17 protein-coding genes are annotated in these 16803 nt (G+C 73.1%); 7 read left to right on the forward strand and 10 right to left on the reverse strand.

The annotated features are described in order from the left end of the window. Positions 1-63 precede the first annotated feature (63 nt). On the forward strand, positions 64-525 hold the full coding sequence (locus tag ACFRFC_RS22445) for a MaoC family dehydratase (RefSeq protein WP_382691778.1): 462 nt from the start codon (positions 64-66) through the stop codon (positions 523-525). Positions 526-577: 52 nt separating this feature from the next. On the opposite strand, the gene ACFRFC_RS22450 is transcribed toward ACFRFC_RS22445, so the two are convergent. After that, on the reverse strand, positions 578-1216 hold the full coding sequence (locus ACFRFC_RS22450) for a TetR/AcrR family transcriptional regulator (RefSeq protein WP_382691779.1): 639 nt from the start codon (positions 1214-1216) through the stop codon (positions 578-580). Between the two features lie 94 nt (positions 1217-1310). Continuing rightward, a complete protein-coding gene (locus tag ACFRFC_RS22455; RefSeq protein WP_382691780.1) occupies positions 1311-1598 on the reverse strand; it encodes a YiaA/YiaB family inner membrane protein in 288 nt (95 codons plus the stop codon). Positions 1599-1856: 258 nt separating this feature from the next. Here ACFRFC_RS22455 and ACFRFC_RS22460 point away from each other — a divergent pair, with 258 nt between their 5' ends. From ACFRFC_RS22460 to ACFRFC_RS22470, 3 genes are all read left to right on the forward strand, one after another. After that, entirely contained in the window at positions 1857-2501 is a 645-nt protein-coding gene (locus ACFRFC_RS22460; protein WP_382691781.1) for a TetR/AcrR family transcriptional regulator, read from the forward strand. A 60-nt stretch (positions 2502-2561) separates the two neighbouring features. Beyond that, a complete protein-coding gene (locus ACFRFC_RS22465) occupies positions 2562-3272 on the forward strand; it encodes an ArsR/SmtB family transcription factor (protein ID WP_382691782.1) in 711 nt (236 codons plus the stop codon). 108 nt (positions 3273-3380) lie between these two features. Further along, positions 3381-4370, forward strand: coding sequence for a DMT family transporter (locus tag ACFRFC_RS22470; protein ID WP_382691783.1), 990 nt, complete (start codon positions 3381-3383; stop codon positions 4368-4370). A 30-nt stretch (positions 4371-4400) separates the two neighbouring features. Here ACFRFC_RS22470 and ACFRFC_RS22475 read toward each other — a convergent pair whose 3' ends face one another. The 7 genes from ACFRFC_RS22475 to ACFRFC_RS22505 all read right to left on the reverse strand — a co-directional run bounded on the left by ACFRFC_RS22475 (position 4401) and on the right by ACFRFC_RS22505 (position 12087). Next, entirely contained in the window at positions 4401-5489 is a 1089-nt protein-coding gene (locus ACFRFC_RS22475; protein ID WP_382691784.1) for a Zn-dependent alcohol dehydrogenase, read from the reverse strand. Between the two features lie 77 nt (positions 5490-5566). Next, positions 5567-6955 carry an aldehyde dehydrogenase family protein gene (locus ACFRFC_RS22480; protein WP_382691785.1) on the reverse strand — a complete coding sequence of 463 codons (1389 nt, stop codon included), beginning with the start codon at positions 6953-6955 and terminating at the stop codon, positions 5567-5569. 172 nt (positions 6956-7127) lie between these two features. Further along, a complete protein-coding gene (locus tag ACFRFC_RS22485) occupies positions 7128-7622 on the reverse strand; it encodes a DUF3574 domain-containing protein (protein WP_382691786.1) in 495 nt (164 codons plus the stop codon). Between the two features lie 5 nt (positions 7623-7627). Next, positions 7628-8860, reverse strand: a complete 1233-nt coding sequence (locus tag ACFRFC_RS22490; protein ID WP_382691787.1) for an MFS transporter — start codon at positions 8858-8860, stop codon at positions 7628-7630. Positions 8861-9062: 202 nt separating this feature from the next. Next, entirely contained in the window at positions 9063-10505 is a 1443-nt protein-coding gene (locus ACFRFC_RS22495; RefSeq protein ID WP_382691788.1) for a CitMHS family transporter, read from the reverse strand. A 140-nt stretch (positions 10506-10645) separates the two neighbouring features. After that, positions 10646-11278, reverse strand: coding sequence for a TetR/AcrR family transcriptional regulator (locus tag ACFRFC_RS22500; protein ID WP_382691789.1), 633 nt, complete (start codon positions 11276-11278; stop codon positions 10646-10648). Between the two features lie 119 nt (positions 11279-11397). Continuing rightward, a complete protein-coding gene (locus tag ACFRFC_RS22505; RefSeq protein ID WP_382691790.1) occupies positions 11398-12087 on the reverse strand; it encodes a hypothetical protein in 690 nt (229 codons plus the stop codon). A 164-nt stretch (positions 12088-12251) separates the two neighbouring features. On the opposite strand from ACFRFC_RS22505, the gene hmgA reads away from it, so the two are divergent. From hmgA to ACFRFC_RS22520, 3 genes are all read left to right on the forward strand, one after another. Next, positions 12252-13565 carry a homogentisate 1,2-dioxygenase gene (hmgA, locus tag ACFRFC_RS22510; RefSeq protein WP_382691791.1) on the forward strand — a complete coding sequence of 438 codons (1314 nt, stop codon included), beginning with the start codon at positions 12252-12254 and terminating at the stop codon, positions 13563-13565. A 106-nt stretch (positions 13566-13671) separates the two neighbouring features. Next, a complete protein-coding gene (locus tag ACFRFC_RS22515) occupies positions 13672-14421 on the forward strand; it encodes a GntR family transcriptional regulator (protein ID WP_382691792.1) in 750 nt (249 codons plus the stop codon). A gap of 259 nt (positions 14422-14680) precedes the next feature. After that, positions 14681-15832, forward strand: a complete 1152-nt coding sequence (locus ACFRFC_RS22520; protein WP_382691793.1) for a type ISP restriction/modification enzyme — start codon at positions 14681-14683, stop codon at positions 15830-15832. A gap of 245 nt (positions 15833-16077) precedes the next feature. Here ACFRFC_RS22520 and ACFRFC_RS22525 read toward each other — a convergent pair whose 3' ends face one another. Beyond that, entirely contained in the window at positions 16078-16785 is a 708-nt protein-coding gene (locus ACFRFC_RS22525; RefSeq protein WP_382691843.1) for a TetR/AcrR family transcriptional regulator C-terminal domain-containing protein, read from the reverse strand. Positions 16786-16803 lie beyond the last annotated feature (18 nt).

Genomic DNA, 16803 nt, shown 5'->3' on the forward strand with positions numbered 1-16803 from the left:
CACACCAAGCTAAGCAGTTGCTTAGCAATGTGCGTGATCGATGGGTCGAGCGAGAGGCCGGGCATGGCAGAGGCGAGGATCTTCACGTCCGTGGACGAGCTGAAGGCCGCGGTGGGCGAGCGGCTGGGGTACACCGACTGGGTGGAGATCGACCAGAAACGGATCGATCTGTTCGCCGAGGCGACCGGCGACCACCAGTGGATCCATGTCGATCCGGAGAGGGCCGCGACCGGCCCGTTCGGCACGACGATCGCCCACGGCTATCTCACCCTCTCCCTGCTGCCGCTGTTCGCCCCGCAGCTGATCGGCGTCGAGGGCGTGACGATGGGCGTCAACTACGGCACCAACAAGGTGCGCTTCCCCGCCCCCGTCCCGGTCGGCTCCCGGCTGCGCTCGACGGCGACGATCTCCGCGGTGGACGAGGTGCCGGGCGGCGTCCAGGTCGCCCTCGCCTTCACGGTCGAGCGCGAGGGCGGGGAGAAGCCGGTGTGCGTGGCGGAATCGGTGTCCCGCTACTACCTCTAGGCCACCATCCCGGCCACTACCCCCCGCCAAAACCCCCGGTCAAAACCCCCGGCTACCGCCCCGGCTTCCCCGCCCCCACCATCCGCAGCACCAGGTCCGCGTACAGCGTGCCGACCTCGGTGGGGGTCCAGGGGCCGCGCGTACTGAACCAGCGGGCCACGTCGATGCAGAGCGACAGCACGGCGAGGGTGGTGCCCTGCACGTCGAGCACCTCGAACTCGCCCGCCGCGACCCCGTCCTCGATGATCCCGCGGACCTCGGCGTCGCACTGGCGGCGCAGCGCGACGATCTCCGCGCGCGCGTCCGGCCCGAGGGAGTCCAGTTCGTACTGCACGACCCGGGCGGTGGTACGCCGTCCGGCGTGCCAGCGGACGAAGGAGGCGACCGCGTCGGCCAGCCGCTCGCTCGCCGTGCCCTCGCCGCGGGCGGCGGTGCGCAGGATGTCCAGCGCCTTCTCGTGGCCGATCCGGCTGATCCGGTGGAGCAGCTCTTCCTTGGTCTTGTAGTGGATGTAGAGCGCGGCCGGGCTCATCCCGGCGCGGCCCGCGATGTCGCGGGTGGTGGTGGCGTGGTAGCCGCGCTCGGCGAAGGCCTCCACCGCGGCGATCAGCAGCCGCCGCGCCGCGTCCGGGGTGACCTCGGCCCACGACTCGTCCTCGTCGCCGGCCGCCGCTTCCTGCGCCGTACTCATCGCGTCCTCGTCCCTCTCGCCGACAGCGCCCCCACCATACAGCCGAGGGTGAGCGGGCGCTTAGTGGACGGGGCGCCGCACTGCGCCGGGCGGGTCAGAGCTTCTCGAAGGGGTCGTGCTCGGCGAGCAGCTTCTCCAGGCGGGCCTGGTCGACCCGGCTGACGATCTGCCCGGCCTCCTGGCGGTCGCGGACCACCTTGGCGAGGGTGAAGGCGGAGGTGACGAGATAGAGGACGGCGACGGCCAGGAAGGAGCGGACCCAGGGGTCGGCGTCCAGCTGGAAGATGCCGATGCCGGTGGCGCCCAGGGCGACCGCGAAGGAGAGGACGGCCTGGCCGTGATAGGCGGCGGTGGTCTGCTGTTTGACGGGTGTGTCGCTCATGCGGAACAGGTTCGGCGACCGTGGCGCCCGCCACATCCGTCGGTGTACTCAGAGAGATACTCAGCCGGGCCGCCCCCTGTCCGATGCCGGCCCGCACCCCCTGCGACGCCGACCCGGCCCCTTGTCCGACTCCGGCCCGCACCTGGCACCCGGCACCCGGCATCCGACACCCGACACCCGACACCCGACACCCGACACGTCACCCGTCACCCGGACTAGCACTGCTAGTTTCCAGCGCCCCGTCCTACTATGTGCGCCATGGCCCGCCCCCGCAAACCCCTGCTGAGCACCGAACGCATCGTCGCGACGGCCCGGGAACTGGTGGACGCGGAGGGGCTCACCGCCGTCTCCACCCGCCGGCTCGCCGCCGAGCTGGGGGTGAGCGGGCCCTCCCTCTACAACCACTTCCGCACCAAGGACGAGATCCTGGAGGCGGTCGCCGAGTCGGTGATCGAGCAGGTCGATCTGTCGATGTTCGAGGACGGCCGGGACTGGCGCACCGCGCTGCACGACTACGCGCTGTCCTACCGCGGCGCCCTGCGCGACCATCCCCACATCGTGCCCGTGCTGGCCGGCGGTCCCGGCTGGCGCCCGGCCGCGCTGCGGCTCGCGGACGTGGTGTACGGGGCGATGGTCGCGGCGGGCTGGCCACCGGCCCAGGCCACCTCGATCGGGGCGCTGATGCGGTACTTCATCATGGGGTCCGCGCTCGGCTCGTTCGCCGGGGGTTTCGTCCGGGACGAGAGCGCGTACGACCCCGCCGACTACCCGCATCTCGGGCAGGCCCATCTGCTCCCCGAGCGGCAGCGGAAGGTGGACGAGCGGGCGTTCGAGGTGGGGCTCACGGCGCTGCTGGACGGGCTGGCGGTGCGGTTCGAGCGGGTGGGGGGCGAGGGCGGCTGAGCCGCCCTGCCGGGGGATGTTTCGGTGGGCGCCGAACCATCCGTGGCGCACGCTGGAGACATGTCGACCAAGGACCCCCGTGCTCCGGAGTTCGCCGCCTTCGCCGCGCTGCTCGCCGATGAGACCCGGGCGCGCTGTCTGCTCGCGCTGCTCGACGGACGGGCCTGGACGGCCGGGGAACTGGCCCGGCACGCCGGGGTCGCCGCGTCCACGGTGAGCGAGCACCTCGGGAAGCTGGTGTCGGGCGGGCTGCTGACCGAGGAACGGCAGGGCCGGCACCGGTACGTACGGCTGGCGGGCCCGTCCGTCGCCCAGCTCGTGGAGGATCTGGCGGCGCGGGTGGGTCCGGACGTCGTACGGCGGCCCCGTACCCTGCGCGAAGCCGGGGCCGGGTCGGCGATGGCGCGCGGGCGGACCTGTTACGACCATCTCGCCGGGCGGCTCGGCATCGCGCTCACGGACGCGCTGACCGCACGCGGGCTGCTGCGGCAGGACACCGGGTTCGCGCTGACCGACGACGGGGTGGACTGGTTCGACGCGGCGGGCATCGCGCTGCGCCGGACCGGACGCCGCCCGCTCGCCCGCGCCTGTCTGGACTGGACCGAGCGGCGGCCCCATCTCGGCGGGGTCGCGGGGGCCGCGCTGTGCCGGCACGCCCTCGACACGGGCTGGTGCGTGCGGATCGGCTCCCAGCGGGCCGTGAAGGTGACCGGGGAGGGGGAACGGGCGCTGGGCCGGCTGCTCGGCATCGAGGCCGGGGCACTGCGCTGACCGCGCCCCGGACCCCCGTCCCACGTTGACGTGCGAGACCCCCCGGCCGTTGGCGTGCCGTCCGAAATCCGCCAGCCGTTCCCCGTCGGCATTCCTAGGCTCAGGAGCATGATGAACCACTCCCCCGGCAACCCCGAGCGTCGCCCCCAGGTGACGGCCGCTGCCGCCGCCGTGGTCACCGTCGTTCTGTGGGCGTCCGCGTTCGTGTCGATCCGCAGCGCCGGTGAGGCGTACTCGCCGGGGGCGCTCGCGCTGGGCCGGCTGGCGGCGGGCGCGCTCGCGCTGGGCGCGTGGTGTCTCGTACGACGGGAAGGGTGGCCCGCGCGGGCGGCGTGGCCCGGCATCGCGATCTCGGGGGTGCTGTGGTTCGGCGTCTACATGGTCGTCCTGAACTGGGGCGAGCAGCAGGTCGACGCCGGGACCGCCGCGCTGGTCGTGAACACCGGGCCGATCCTCATCGCGCTGCTCGGCGCCCGGCTGCTCGGCGATCCGATGCCGCCGCGGCTGCTGGCGGGCATGGCGGTGTCGTTCGCGGGCGCCGTCACCGTCGGGCTGTCGATGTCGGGGCAGGGCGGGGCGTCCGTGCTCGGCGTGGTGCTGTGCCTGATCGCGGCCGTCGCGTACGCGGGCGGCGTGGTCGCGCAGAAGCCCGCGCTGGGGCACGCGAGCGTCCTCCAGGTGACGGCGTTCGGCTGTGCGGTCGGGGCGGTGCTGTGTCTGCCGTTCTCCTGGCAGCTGATCACCGAGGCGTCCCGGGCGCCGCTGTCCGCCACGCTCAACATGGTCTATCTCGGCATTTTCCCGACCGCGCTCGCCTTCACCACCTGGGCCTACGCCCTGTCACGCACGACCGCGAGCCGGATGGGGGCGACGACGTACGCCGTTCCCGCGCTGGTGGTGCTGATGTCGTGGCTGGCGCTGGGCGAGGTGCCGGGGGTGCTCACGCTGGCGGGCGGCGTGCTGTGTCTGGTGGGGGTGGGGGTGTCCCGGTCGCGGTCGCGGTCCCGAGCCGTCCCTGACGCCGACCCGGAAGTGGCCCCGCCCGTCGGCCCCGGACCTGCCCCTTCCCCGGCAGCCGGACGGGCCGACGCCACCTGACGCCCTGACGTCCCCGCGTCGCGACAGCCCTCAGAACGTCACCAGCGCCCGTCCCCCCTTGCCCGCCACCATGTTCTCGAACGCCGCCGGGATGCCGTCCAGGTCGATGCGTTCCGTCACCAGGGCCGCGAGGTCCAGGCGCCCCGCGCGGATGTGGTCGGCGAGGACCGGCAGATCCCGTACGGGGTCGGAGTTGCCGTAGACACAGCCGGACAGGGTGCGGCCCCAGTGGAAGATCTCCAGGGCGTTGAAGGTGACCAGCTGGTCCTTGCCGCCGATGCCGACGACCGTGGTGCGTCCGCCCCGCCGGGTCGACTCCCAGGCCGTACGGATGGTGACCGCGCGGCCCACGCACTCCACGGCCACGTCCACGCCCTGCTTGCCGGTGAGGGCGCGAAGGTCCCGGGCGGTGCGCTCGGAGGCGATCACATAGTCGGTGGCGCCCGACGCGCGGGCCAGTTCCTCCTTGGCCGGGGAGACATCGACCGCCACGATCCGGGAGGCGCCCGCGATCCGCGCGGCCTGGAGGGTGGCCAGGCCCACCCCGCCGACGCCGAACACCGCGACGCTCTCGCCGGGCGCCACCCGCGCCGAGTGGTGCACGGCGCCGTAGCCGGTGAGGACCGCGCAGCCGAGCAGGGCCGCGTCGGTGAGCGGGATGCCGTCGGGCAGCGGCAGCACACAGGACCGCGGGACGACGGTCTCCTGCGCGAACGCGGCCACGTTCAGGCCGGGATGCAGATCGACGCCGGTGGCGGTACGGGCGTACACCTCGGCGGCCCCGTTCATCGCGGTGGCGCACAGCCACACCTCGCCGCGCTCGCAGGCCGGGCAACTTCCGCAGGACGGGGCCCAGTTGAGCACCACGGGAGCACCGGGGGCGAGGTCCGTGACGCCCTCCCCCACGGACACCACCGTGCCCGCGCCCTCGTGACCTAGGACGGCCGGGACCGGGACGCTCATGGTGCCGTCGGACAGGGAGAGGTCGGAGTGGCACACCCCGGCGGCGGCGAGCCGCACCCGGACCCGGCCCGGACCCGGCTCGGGCAGCTCGATGTCGGTGATCTCCAGCGGAGCACCGACGGCGGTCAGGACAGCGGCGCGTACGGTCGTCGTCATGAGGGGCGACTCTCCTGGAAGGGATCGGGCGGACTCACCAGAACGGACTAGAACTGACTAGAACCGACTAGAACCGACTAGAACTGAAGGGACTTGGTCTGGAGGTACTCCGCGAGGCCGTGCGCGCCCAGTTCCCGGCCCACGCCCGACTGCTTGTAGCCGCCGAACGGGGCCAGCGGATTGAAGCGCCCGCCGTTGATGTCGACCTGGCCGGTGTCCATCCGCCGGGCGAAGGCGACCGCCTCCGCCTCCTCGCCCGCCCACACGGCACCGGCGAGCCCGTAGACCGTGCCGTTGGCGATCCGCAGGGCGTCCTCCTCGTCCTCGTAGGACAGCAGGGACAGGACCGGGCCGAAGATCTCCTCCTGGGCGATGGTCATCTCCGGGGTGACGTCGGCGAAGACGGTCGGGCTGATGTAGTAGCCCCGCTCGCGCGGCGCCCCGGGGCCTCCCGCGACCAGCCGGGCGCCCTCGGCGACGCCCTGCGCGATGTACCCCCGTACCCGCTCGCGCTGCTTGGCGTTGACGACCGGGCCGATGCGCTCGCCGTACTTGGCGGCGGCCGTGGCGGCCAGCGCGACCGCCTCCTCGTACCGCTCGCGGTGGACCAGCATCCGGGTCCAGGCGCTGCATGTCTGCCCGGAGTTGGACATCACGTTGGCGACCCCTACGTTGACGGCACGGGCGAGGTCGGCGCTCGGCAGGATCACGTTGGCGGACTTGCCGCCCAGTTCCAGGGCGACCGTCTTGACGGCGGCGCCCGCCGTCGCGGCGATGCTGCGGCCGACGGCCGTGGAGCCGGTGAAGGAGACCAGGTCGACGCCCGGGTGTTCGGCGAGCGCCTGCCCGGCGACCGGGCCCAGGCCGGTGACCAGGTTGAACACCCCGGCCGGCACGCCCGCCTCATGGACCGCCTCGGCGAACAGCCGGGCGGTGAGCGGGGTGTCCTCGGCGGGCTTGAGGACCACCGTGCAGCCGGCCGCGAGCGCCGGGGCGACCTTGGCGACGATCTGGTGCAGCGGGTAGTTCCACGGGGTGATCGCGCCGACCACGCCGACCGGCTCCTTAAGGACGGTCGAGTTGCCGATCTGCTCCTCGAAGGGGTGGGTGGCGGCCAGTTCGGCGTACGAGGCGGTCACCGCGATCGGCATGGAGACATGGACGGCCTGCGAGAACGCGAGCGGGGAGCCCAGTTCGGCGGTGACGGTCCCGGCGATCTCGTCCTTGCGGGCGGTGAGGGCGTCCCGCAGGGCCGCGAGCCGGGCGGCGCGCTCGGCGGGCGGGGTGGCCGCCCAGGACGGCAGCGCGGCCCGCGCGGCCCGTACCGCCGCGTCGACGTCCTCGGCGGTGCCCGCCGGGACCCGTCCGATGACCTGCTCGTCGACCGGGTTGACCACGTCGATGTACCCGGCGCCCGCGGCGGGGCGCCAGGCGCCGTCGATGTACATCCCGTCCTGGGCCTTCATGCTCTGCCTCCCGAAACAGCGGTGTCGTCCGCCCCCCAAACTAGCGGCGATAGTTTTTTCTCGCCAGGGGCGTCCGCCGCTCGGGACACCGGGGTGCCGGGGTGCCGGAATGCCGGGCGCCGGGGGGCCGGGGGCCAGGGCCGGGAGGGGCGCCCCTCGGAAAGGGGGGCCCTCAGAAGTCGACCCGCACCCGGTCGTCCACCCGCCCCACCGACTCCTGCCCGAACGCCTTCTCATAGTCCCGGCGGATCTCCTCGATCGCCCGGTCGGCCGGGGCCGCTTCCCCGACCGGGTACAGCAGGAGCAGCTCGTACGACCGCTCCTTCTCGATCGTGCCGGTGATGTCCCGCCACTGGCCGCGCCCGCTCCGCACGGTCAGCCCGTCGGGAAAGGCCGGGGTGACCTCCTCGTCGATGAACGTCATGAACTGCCGGTCGGTGACCACCGGGCCGCCGTCGGGCCGCGCGGTGCCGAAGAGCAGCCGGGTCTCGGCGTACGGCTCACCGCGCACCGGCGTGGTCGCGGCGAGCGGCGCGGCCGGTGCGGAGGCGCCGCCCCCGGTCGCCGAGCCGTCGAGGGTGGCGTAGGCGGCGGTGGGGACGCCCACGGCCAGCAGGGCGGCGGCGGTGACGAGGAGGGGCCGGGTACGGACCGGCTGAATCTTCACGTCCCTCACCTACGGGATTCCGCCCCCGCGGGTCCCTCCGCCGCGCGGGCGGTGCCCTGCGGTACGTCGGCCGGCTCCCGGGCGGGCGAGCGCAGCGCCACCCCCGCCGACAGCAGGAGCAGCCCGCCGAGCAGCACGAACGGGGCCGCCACGCCCGCGACCCCGGCGACCAGGCCCGCTCCGGCGGGGGCGGCGACCTGGCCGAGGCGGTTGCCGGTGAGGCGCAGGGCGAGGGCGGTGGAGCGGGCGCCCTCGGGGGCCGCCTGGACGACCGTCGTCATGGACAGCGGCTGTCCGACGCCGAGACAGAAGCCGAGCGCGGCCAGCAGCATCGCGAGCGCCCACACCGGCACCGGCAGGGCGATGCCCGCGCAGAGCAGGGCCGCGAGGAGGCAGGTGGAGGTGAGCAGTGGGGTGCGGCCCAGTTTGAGCAGCGGGGTGAGGACCAGCCGGCAGGCGATGGTGGCCGCCGCGCGCAGGCTGAGCAGCAGGCCGACGACGGAGGGCGCGATGCCCCGGTGCTCGCCGACCACCGGGAGGTAGGCGGTGAGCACATCGGTCGCGGACAGGACGGAGAGGCTGATCAGGATGCCGGCCGGGACGCCCCGCGCGCCCAGGATCCGCCGCACCGGCACCGGGTCGCCGTGGCGGGAGCGGGAGGTGAGTGCCGTACGGTCCTCTATCCGCCACAGCGAGGTGACCGCGACGGCGGCCCCCGCGCCCGCGACCACCAGGGCGAGGGCGCTGGTGCCGGCCATGTCGTGGCCGCCGATCAGCGCGCCCGCGGCGATCGGGCCGATGAGCTGGCCGAGGGAGGCGCCGATGGTGAAGTGGCCGAAGTTGCGGTCCTGTTCGTGCGGGGCGGACTGGCGGGCGACCAGGGACTGTGCGCCGATGACGAAGCTGAGGTGGCCGAGGCCCATCACCCCGCTCCAGACCGCCATCGCCCACAGGGACCCGGCGAGTCCGCTGAGCGCGCAGCCCGCCGCGATCAGCACCACCCCGGCGGGCAGCAGGGGCGCGCAGCGGCCGTGGTCGGTACGGCGGCCCAGCGGGACGGCGGCGAACAGCGGGAGCAGGGCGTAGACCCCGGCGATCACGCCGATCGCCCGTTCGTCGGCGCCCAGCGCGAGGGCCCGGTAGGAGACGGCGGGCCGGGCCATCGACACCGCCGCCTGCGCGAAGCTGAAGGCGATGACGAGACGGAGCAGCCAGCCCCGGTTCCTGCCGGGCCTCACGGTACGGACCTCCTGCTGACGCACGGTTCGGGGCGGAAACGTCCGACGAGCCGGACGGGGCCGGATGACTCCGGGTGCCTCGAACGACTCAGGCGCCTCGGACGGGCCGGGCGCCTTGGACGGGCGGGGCGGGACGGGACGGGCGCCTCGGATGACCCGGACACCGCCCCCACCCCCCACCCCACCCCCACCCCCACCCGCCTCAGATGATCCCGAACAAAATCCCCGCGCCCAGAACCACCAGCGAGGTGAGCGCGGCCCACTTCACCACGAAGCGCGTGTGGTCGCCGAAGTCGACCTTCGCCATGCCGACCAGTACGTACACGGCCGGGACCAGCGGGCTGGACATGTGCAGCGGCTGGCCGACGAGGGAGGCGCGGGCCATCTCCACCGGGCTGACCCCGTGCGCGGCGCCCGCCTCGGCGAGGACCGGCAGGACACCGAAGTAGAAGCCGTCGTTGGACATGAAGTAGGTGAGCGGGAGGCTCAGCAGACCGGCGACGATGCCCATGTGCGGGCCCATGCCGCTGGGGATGATGTCGACCAGCCAGTTCGCCATGGAGTCGACCATGCCGGTGCCCTGGAGCACGCCGGTGAAGACGGCGGCGGCGAAGACCATGCCGGAGACGTTCAGCACGTTGTCGGCGTGGGCGGCGAGACGGGCCCGCTGGTCCGGGATGCGCGGGAAGTTCACGGTCAGCGCGAGCGCGGCGCCGAGCAGGAACAGCACCGGGATCGGCAGCAGCTCCATGATCATGGCGGTGAGCAGGGTCAGCGTGAGCAGCACGTTGAACCACAGCAGCTTGGGGCGCAGGGTGGCCCGGTCGGGGTCCAGGCCCTGGAAGTCGTCGCCCTCTTCGGCGTCCCCGGCGGCCTCCGCGTCCGTACCGGAGCCCGAACCCCCGGTCGTCGTCCCGGCCGTCGCCGCGCCGCCCTTCTCGAAGCTGACCCGCCCGGTGCCGGAGCCCGTGCCGACCAGCACCGTCTCCTTGTCCTCGACCGGGTCCTGAAGCACCTCGTCCAGCGTCAGCACCCCGAGCCGCTTGCGCTCGCGCAGGCCGAGGACGTACGAGAGGACGAACACGAAGAGCAGGCCGACGGCGAGCGCCGGGATCATCGGGACGAAGATGTCGCTGGCGTCGAGCTTGAGCGCGGTCGCGGCGCGGGCCGTCGGGCCGCCCCACGGCAGGGTGTTCATCACACCGTTGGCGGTGGCGGCGACACCGGTCATCACGACCAGGCTCATCTTGAGCCGCTTGTACAGCGGGTACATCGCCGAGACGGTGATCATGAAGGTGGTCGAGCCGTCGCCGTCCAGCGACACGATCGCGGCGAGCAGGGCCGTGCCGACGACGATCCGCATCGGGTCGGCCTTGCAGAACTTCAGGATGGCCTTGACGACGGGATCGAACAGCCCGACGTCGATCATCAGCCCGAAGTAGACGATCGCGAACATCAGCATCGCCGCGGTGGGGGCGAGGCTGGAGACACCGTCGATGACGTAGTCGCCCAACTGGGCGCCCTTGCCGACGAACACACAGAAGAGTGCGGGGATCAGCACGAGCGCCGCGATCGGCGACATCTTCTTCATCATGATCAGGACCAGGAAGGTCGCGATCATGGCGAAGCCGAGGATGGTCAGCATGTTTGTGGATACCTAACGTTCGCCCTTGAACTCCCACCAGGGCCGGCGGTGCGACGACGTTAGGTCCGGCCAAAGAGTGTTAACAAGACGTTGACACGCGAGCAATAAGCGCAAAACTCCAGGTCACAGCTTTGCTCAGGTCAGTCACAGGGATCCAGTACCCGTCCCAGATACGCGCGCAGCAGCTTCCGCATCTCCTCGATGATCGCCGCGTCCCCCTGCGGATCGACCCGGAAGGCCAGGTGGACCAGGGTGTCGGCGGTCTCCACCGCGACCAGGAAGGTGCGCCGCAGGGCGTCGTCGTCGGGGTGGCGGCCGAGATGGCCGGCGAGGAGAGCGGCGAGCCGGTCGGCGACCCGGTGGTTGGGTTCGTCGTGGCGGGAGCCGACCGGGATCTGGTTGCCGAAGTCGACGAGGGAGAAGCCGGGCGCGGTGCGCTTCATGGCGAGGTACTCGTCCAGTACGGCGTCCAGGGCCGCGCGCCAGCCGTCGCCGTCCAGGGCGCCGAGCCGCGCTCGCACCCGCTCGGTGTACCGCTCCAGATTGCGTCCGGCGAGGGCGTCGGCCATCGCCCGCTTGTTGCCGAAGAAGCGGTAGACCGACCCGATGGGGACACCGGCGCGCTGGGCGACGGCCCGGGTGCTCAGGGCGTCGTAGCCGACCTCGTCGAGGAGGTCGGCGCACGCGTCGAGGATCCGGGTCAGCCGCTCGGCGCTGCGGCGCTGCACGGGGGCACGGCGGAGCGGGGTCGTCGCATGGGGCACGGGCATCATGATGCCTTTCCGCCGGGCCGGGGTGAAGCGGGCCTCCGGCACGGGGGAGGTAGGCCGGACGCTAACCGGCCGGAACCGGCACCGCGGTGGCCTCCGGCACGGGGAGGGACGGCCGGACGCTAACCGGCCGGAACCGGCACCACGGCCGAGGCGGACGGGCCGGATACGGACGGGATGGACGCGGACGGACCGGACACGGACGGACCCGAAGCCCCAGCCGGGGCCGGGGCCGATACCGAAGCCGGCACGGAGGCCGATACGGCGGCCGACACGGACGGATCCGGAGCCGACAGCGCCGACGCCCCCGGACCCGGCTCGGACACCGTGATGTCCGCCGTGGACTCCACGGGTTCACCGTCGGCCGCCCACACCGTGCCGTCGTCGGCGTAGAGCCGGACGGTGACCTGGTGGGTGCCGCGCCCCATGAGGTCGGCGGCGAGGCGGTGCGAGGGGGTGTGCAGGTCGACGACCGGGCGGCCGTCGATGAACAGCCGGGCCACGCCCCGGCCGGCCACGGCCTCCGCCCGGGTCCCGAACGGCGAGAAGGTGAAGTGCTCGACGGTCAGCCGGACCTCCCAGCCCTCGCCGTCACCGACGGGCTGCACCTCGATGTCGACCTCGGGGGCGTCGCCCTCGTCGAGCTCGCGGTAGTGCCGCCCGTCGGAGTCGGTGTCGTCGAGCACCTCGCCCACCGGGTACGGCTGGTCCGCGGCGCCCTCCTGGCCGCCGTCCGATTCACAGCCCGCGGATCCGGTCAGCAGCAGGACACAGACCGCGAGCACGGTGAGTGTCCCCCGTGTCCACGTCATACGGGCGAGCGTAGAACACCGGTACGACGCCCTGAATCCGCCTCAAGGCTGGTTCCACCGTCCGGCCGTAGTCCCTACAGACGAGTCCCGGGGTACACCCTTGCGTCTCCCTTCACTCAATCCTATGGTGGACCATAGGAATCAGAGGACAAGGAGCGGTGAACATGAGTGCGGACGCGCGCAAGACGGCCGAATCGCTGGTCTATCTCTCCGGGTTCGGCAACGAGCACGGTTCGGAGGCGGTCCCGGGCGCCCTGCCCATCGGCCGCAACTCACCCCAGCGGGCCCCGCTCGGGCTGTACGCGGAGCAGCTCAGCGGCACCGCGTTCACCGAGCCCCGGGCGCACAACCGCCGCTCCTGGCTGTACCGGATCCGCCCCTCGGCCGCGCACCCGGCGTTCACCCGCACCCGTAACGGGGGGATCCGCACGGCCCCGTTCTCCCAGACCGCGCCCGACCCCAACCGGCTGCGCTGGAACCCGCTGCCCGAGCCGGAGGCGGGGACGGACTTCGTGGCCGGGCTGTGGACCCTCGGCGGCAACGGCGATGTCACCCAGCGCACGGGCATGGCCGTGCACCTCTACCACGCCACCGCCTCCATGGAGCGCGTGTTCAGCGACGCGGACGGCGAACTGCTGATCGTGCCGGAGCACGGCGGGCTGCTGCTGCGCACCGAGTTCGGTCTGCTGCGCGCCGAGCCCGGCCATATCGCGCTGATCCCGCGCGGGGTCCGTTTCCGCGTGGAACTGCTGGACACCTCCGCGCGCGGCTATGTCTGCGAGAACTACGGCGCCCCGTTCGTCCTCCCCGACCTCGGCCCGATCGGCGCCAACGGCCTGGCGAACGCCCGTGACTTCCAGGCCCCGGTGGCCGCCTACGAGGACATCGAGGGCCCGGTGGAGGTGGTGAACAAGTTCTGCGGCAACCTGTGGACCGCGACCTACGGCCACTCCCCGCTGGACGCCGTCGCCTGGCACGGCAACCTGGTGCCGTACGTCTACGACCTGCGCCGTTTCAATGTCATCGGCTCGATCTCGTACGACCACCCGGACCCGTCGATCTTCACGGTGCTGACGTCCCCGTCCGACACCCCGGGTCTGGCCGGTGTCGACTTCGTCGTCTTCGCGCCGCGGTGGCTGGTGGGCGAGAACACCTTCCGGCCGCCGTACTTCCACCGCAATGTGATGAGCGAGTACATGGGGCTGATCGAGGGCGCGTACGACGCGAAAGCGGAGGGCTTCGTGCCGGGCGGCGGCTCGCTGCACAACATGATGTCGGCGCACGGGCCGGACCGGGAGACGTTCGACCGGGCGAGCGCGGCCGAACTGCGGCCGCAGAAGATCGACGACGGGCTCGCCTTCATGTTCGAGACCCGCTGGCCGGTGACACTCGCCCCGCAGGCGGCGGGCGCCGGCCATCTCCAGCAGGGCTACGACGATGTCTGGCAGGGCCTCGAACGGCACTTCCGCACGCCGTGAGCGCCTCCGCCCCCGTCGGGCACGCGCACGCCGTGAGCGCCTCCGCCCCCGCCGGGCACGGCTCACCCGGTTGCACGGAACAATCCCTGCCGGTACGGATGGCCCCGTGACCTCCTTCGCTCCTGACTCGATCGTCCTCAACCGCAAGCTGCCGCTGTGGTACCAGGTGTCGCAGTCGCTGCGCGCCTCGATACTCGGCCGCTCCGCGCGGGACTCGCTGCGGCTGCCCACCGAGGAGCAATTGGCGGACCACTACGGGGTCAGTGTGCTGACCATGCGGCAGGCGCTGAAGGAACTGGAGGACGAGGGGCTGATCACCCGGCACCGGCGCCGGGGCACCTTCATCGAGCCGGACGCGACCCGCGGCGCCCCGGTGCTGCTGCTGGGCTCGGTGGACACCATCGTGGCCCAGCAGTCCGGCATGACCGCCGAACTGCTGGAGCAGGGGCGGGTGCCGGTGCCCGCCGAGTACGCCGAGCACTTCCCGGATCTGGGGGAGGCGATGACGTACCACCGGCTGCGCAGCGACGCGAAGACGGGCGAGCCCACCAACCACGCCCGCAACTACGTCCGTCCCGAACTCGCCGACCGCATCGACCCGCGGGATCTGGCCCGCTGGCCGATGACCAAGGTGCTGCGGGACATCGTGGGCGCCGACATCAGCCGGATCACCGACACCGTCCAGGCCCGTCTCGCCGACCCCGAGACCGCGCGTCTCCTGCGGGTCCCGCTGCTCAGCCCGATCCTCCACTACACCGGCATCGCCTACGACACCGCCGGACAGGTCCTCGACGTGGCCGTCATCCACTACCGGGGCGACCGTTTCTCCTTCACGGTGACCGTGGACGCCACGTAGGGCCCTTCCGGCGGATCAACAGCGGGGCCCCGGACTGCCGCTGCATTCCCTCCCGTCCGCCCGGAGGGGGTGCCTCCACACGGGCCGGGCGAGAGTGCGCGCACGGCACCGCCCGGCAGAGGGAGGACGACGACGCGCCCGGTCCGGCCGAGCGGTGCCCGCCCCGCAGCCCGTCCCTCAGTCCGCCCCGCAGCCCACCCCGTGGACGGGCCGATCCGGACCGCGGTCCCTCGCCCCCGCCCCACCACCCCGTCGTACGATGCCGGGCGTGACGTTCGACGACGCTCCGCCGCTGGCGGACCTCATGCCGTGGTCCGTCGCACCTCCGCGGCTCGGCCGTGGCTGGCCGGCGGGTCCTGATCCGGCGTCCCTGAAGGCCCGTTGGGACCGGTTGATGAAGGCCGCGGGGGACGAGCGCGCGGCCCTGTTCGAGCCGACGCGGGCCCGGACGCCGTACTCGGCGGTGGGCGGGCTGCCCGGCCGGTCCGGCGGTACCGAGCGGCTGGCGCGGGCCGAGGGTCCCTGTCCCGAGCCGGTGCGCGCGCTGGTGGCGCCCTTCGACGAGCAGTGGCTGATCCCCGATCACCGGCTGATCGACGCGGCCCGGCCCGAGCTGTGGCGGGTGGCGGACGAGCGGCAGGTCTTCGTGGCGGAGACGCCCGGCGGCACCGGCCCGCCACTGCTGGCGACCTCGCTGCTGCCGCTGCTGCGGCCCGGCCGCATCCGCCCCCTCTACCGCCGCCCCGGCGGCACCGAACCGAACCTGGCGCCCGGTCTGCTGGAGCACCTGGGCGCCGGGCTCGGCGGGACACCGGAGCCGGTGGACGTGCTGGCCTGGATCCTGAGCGCGGTCCGCGCCGATCTCACCGTGCCGCTCACCGCGGACCCCGGGCTCTGGGCGCGGGGCGTGGCGTCGGGCCGCCGTGCCCTGTGGCTGATGCGCCGCGACGGCGACCGCCCCAAGCTCCCCGGCGGGCGCCGCCCGTATGTCCGCGCCCCCCTGCCGGACCGCCCGCCCGGCCTCGACTACGACCGCGCGGAGGAGACCCTGTGTCTCGGTGAGGGCCGGATCTCCCCGGTGCCGCCGGACGCCTGGGACTTCGCGGTGGGCGGGGAGCGGGTCCTGGAGCGGTGGTTCATCGCCCGGACGGGTGAACCCGGGCCGGGGGTGCTGTCGGCGATCCGCCCGGCGGGCTGGCGGCGGGCGTGGACGTCGGAGCTGCTGGAGCTGATCACGGTCCTCGCCCTGCTCGCGGAGGTCCCGCCGCTGCCCGAGGAGTTCCCGGCCCCGGTCACGGCCACCGGCCTGCGCACGGCCGGCGTGCTCCCGGTCCCGCCGTCGTCCCGCCGCCCGGCGTCGGTGCTCGACCCGCACGAGGAGGGCCCGGAGGGCCAGCTCGCCCTGCTCTGACCGGCACAGGCACCGGGCGCCAGGGCCTGTTCGTGTGGATCATCCGGGCGCTTCGGGTGGCCCGGCACACACATCTGCCGCGTGGTCGTCACCCACCGACTCCCCCACGCTCGACTGTGTTCACGCGGGGGCACCCCCATCGCGTCGACGCCCTCCCCCGCCTCGCAGCCGCACGCACCGCACCCCGCTCGGGCCGGCCGAAAGGCCACCGAGCCCCACCGCCAGGATGATCCGAACGACCGGCCCTAACGGTCGAACGCGTCCAGCACCCGCGTCAGCGCCCGTTCGAAGACCGCCTCCAGGTCGACCGGACCGCTCTGTTCCGCGAAGGCCGCCGCGAGATGGGGATAGTCGCCGGTCGCCACCTGACCGCCGAGATAGGCGATCCGGGCCGCGTTCTCCTGCTCCTCGCTCCAGGGCATCGCCCGGGTGCGCTCGGTGGTGGCGATCTCGTTCCCGACGTACGTGCTCACCAGTCCGGTGACCATCGCCACCAGCTCGGTCTTGACGGCGTACGACGCGTCGAGCGGCTCCAGACAGGCCAGGCAGTGCTCCAGGAAGCGCAGGCTGCTGGGGCTGAAGCCGTGCACGCCCGCCATCAGCCGGGGCGCCCAGGTGTGGCGGTGCATGATCGCCCGGGTCTCGCGCGCGTTGCGGAGCATGTCGGCCCGCCAGTCGCCGGACGGTTCGCGGATCTCATGCTCGGCGCCGATGGCGTCGATCATCAGCTCGGACAGGTCCTCCTTGCGGGGGACGTAGTTGTACAGCGACATCGTGCCGCAGCCCAGTTCGGCCGCGACGCGCCGCATGGAGACCGCCTCCAGCCCCTCCGCGTCGGCGATCCGCACCGCCGCCGCCGCGATGTCGGCGCGGGTGTACGCGGGCCTCGGCCCACGCCCCGTCCGCTCGGGACGCGCCCAGATCACTTCGGGTACGCCGGTCCGGCCCGCCATGGTCATCACCTCGGCCAC

Source organism: Streptomyces sp. NPDC056734, assembly GCF_042790455.1.
Classification (GTDB): Bacteria; Actinomycetota; Actinomycetes; order Streptomycetales; family Streptomycetaceae; genus Streptomyces.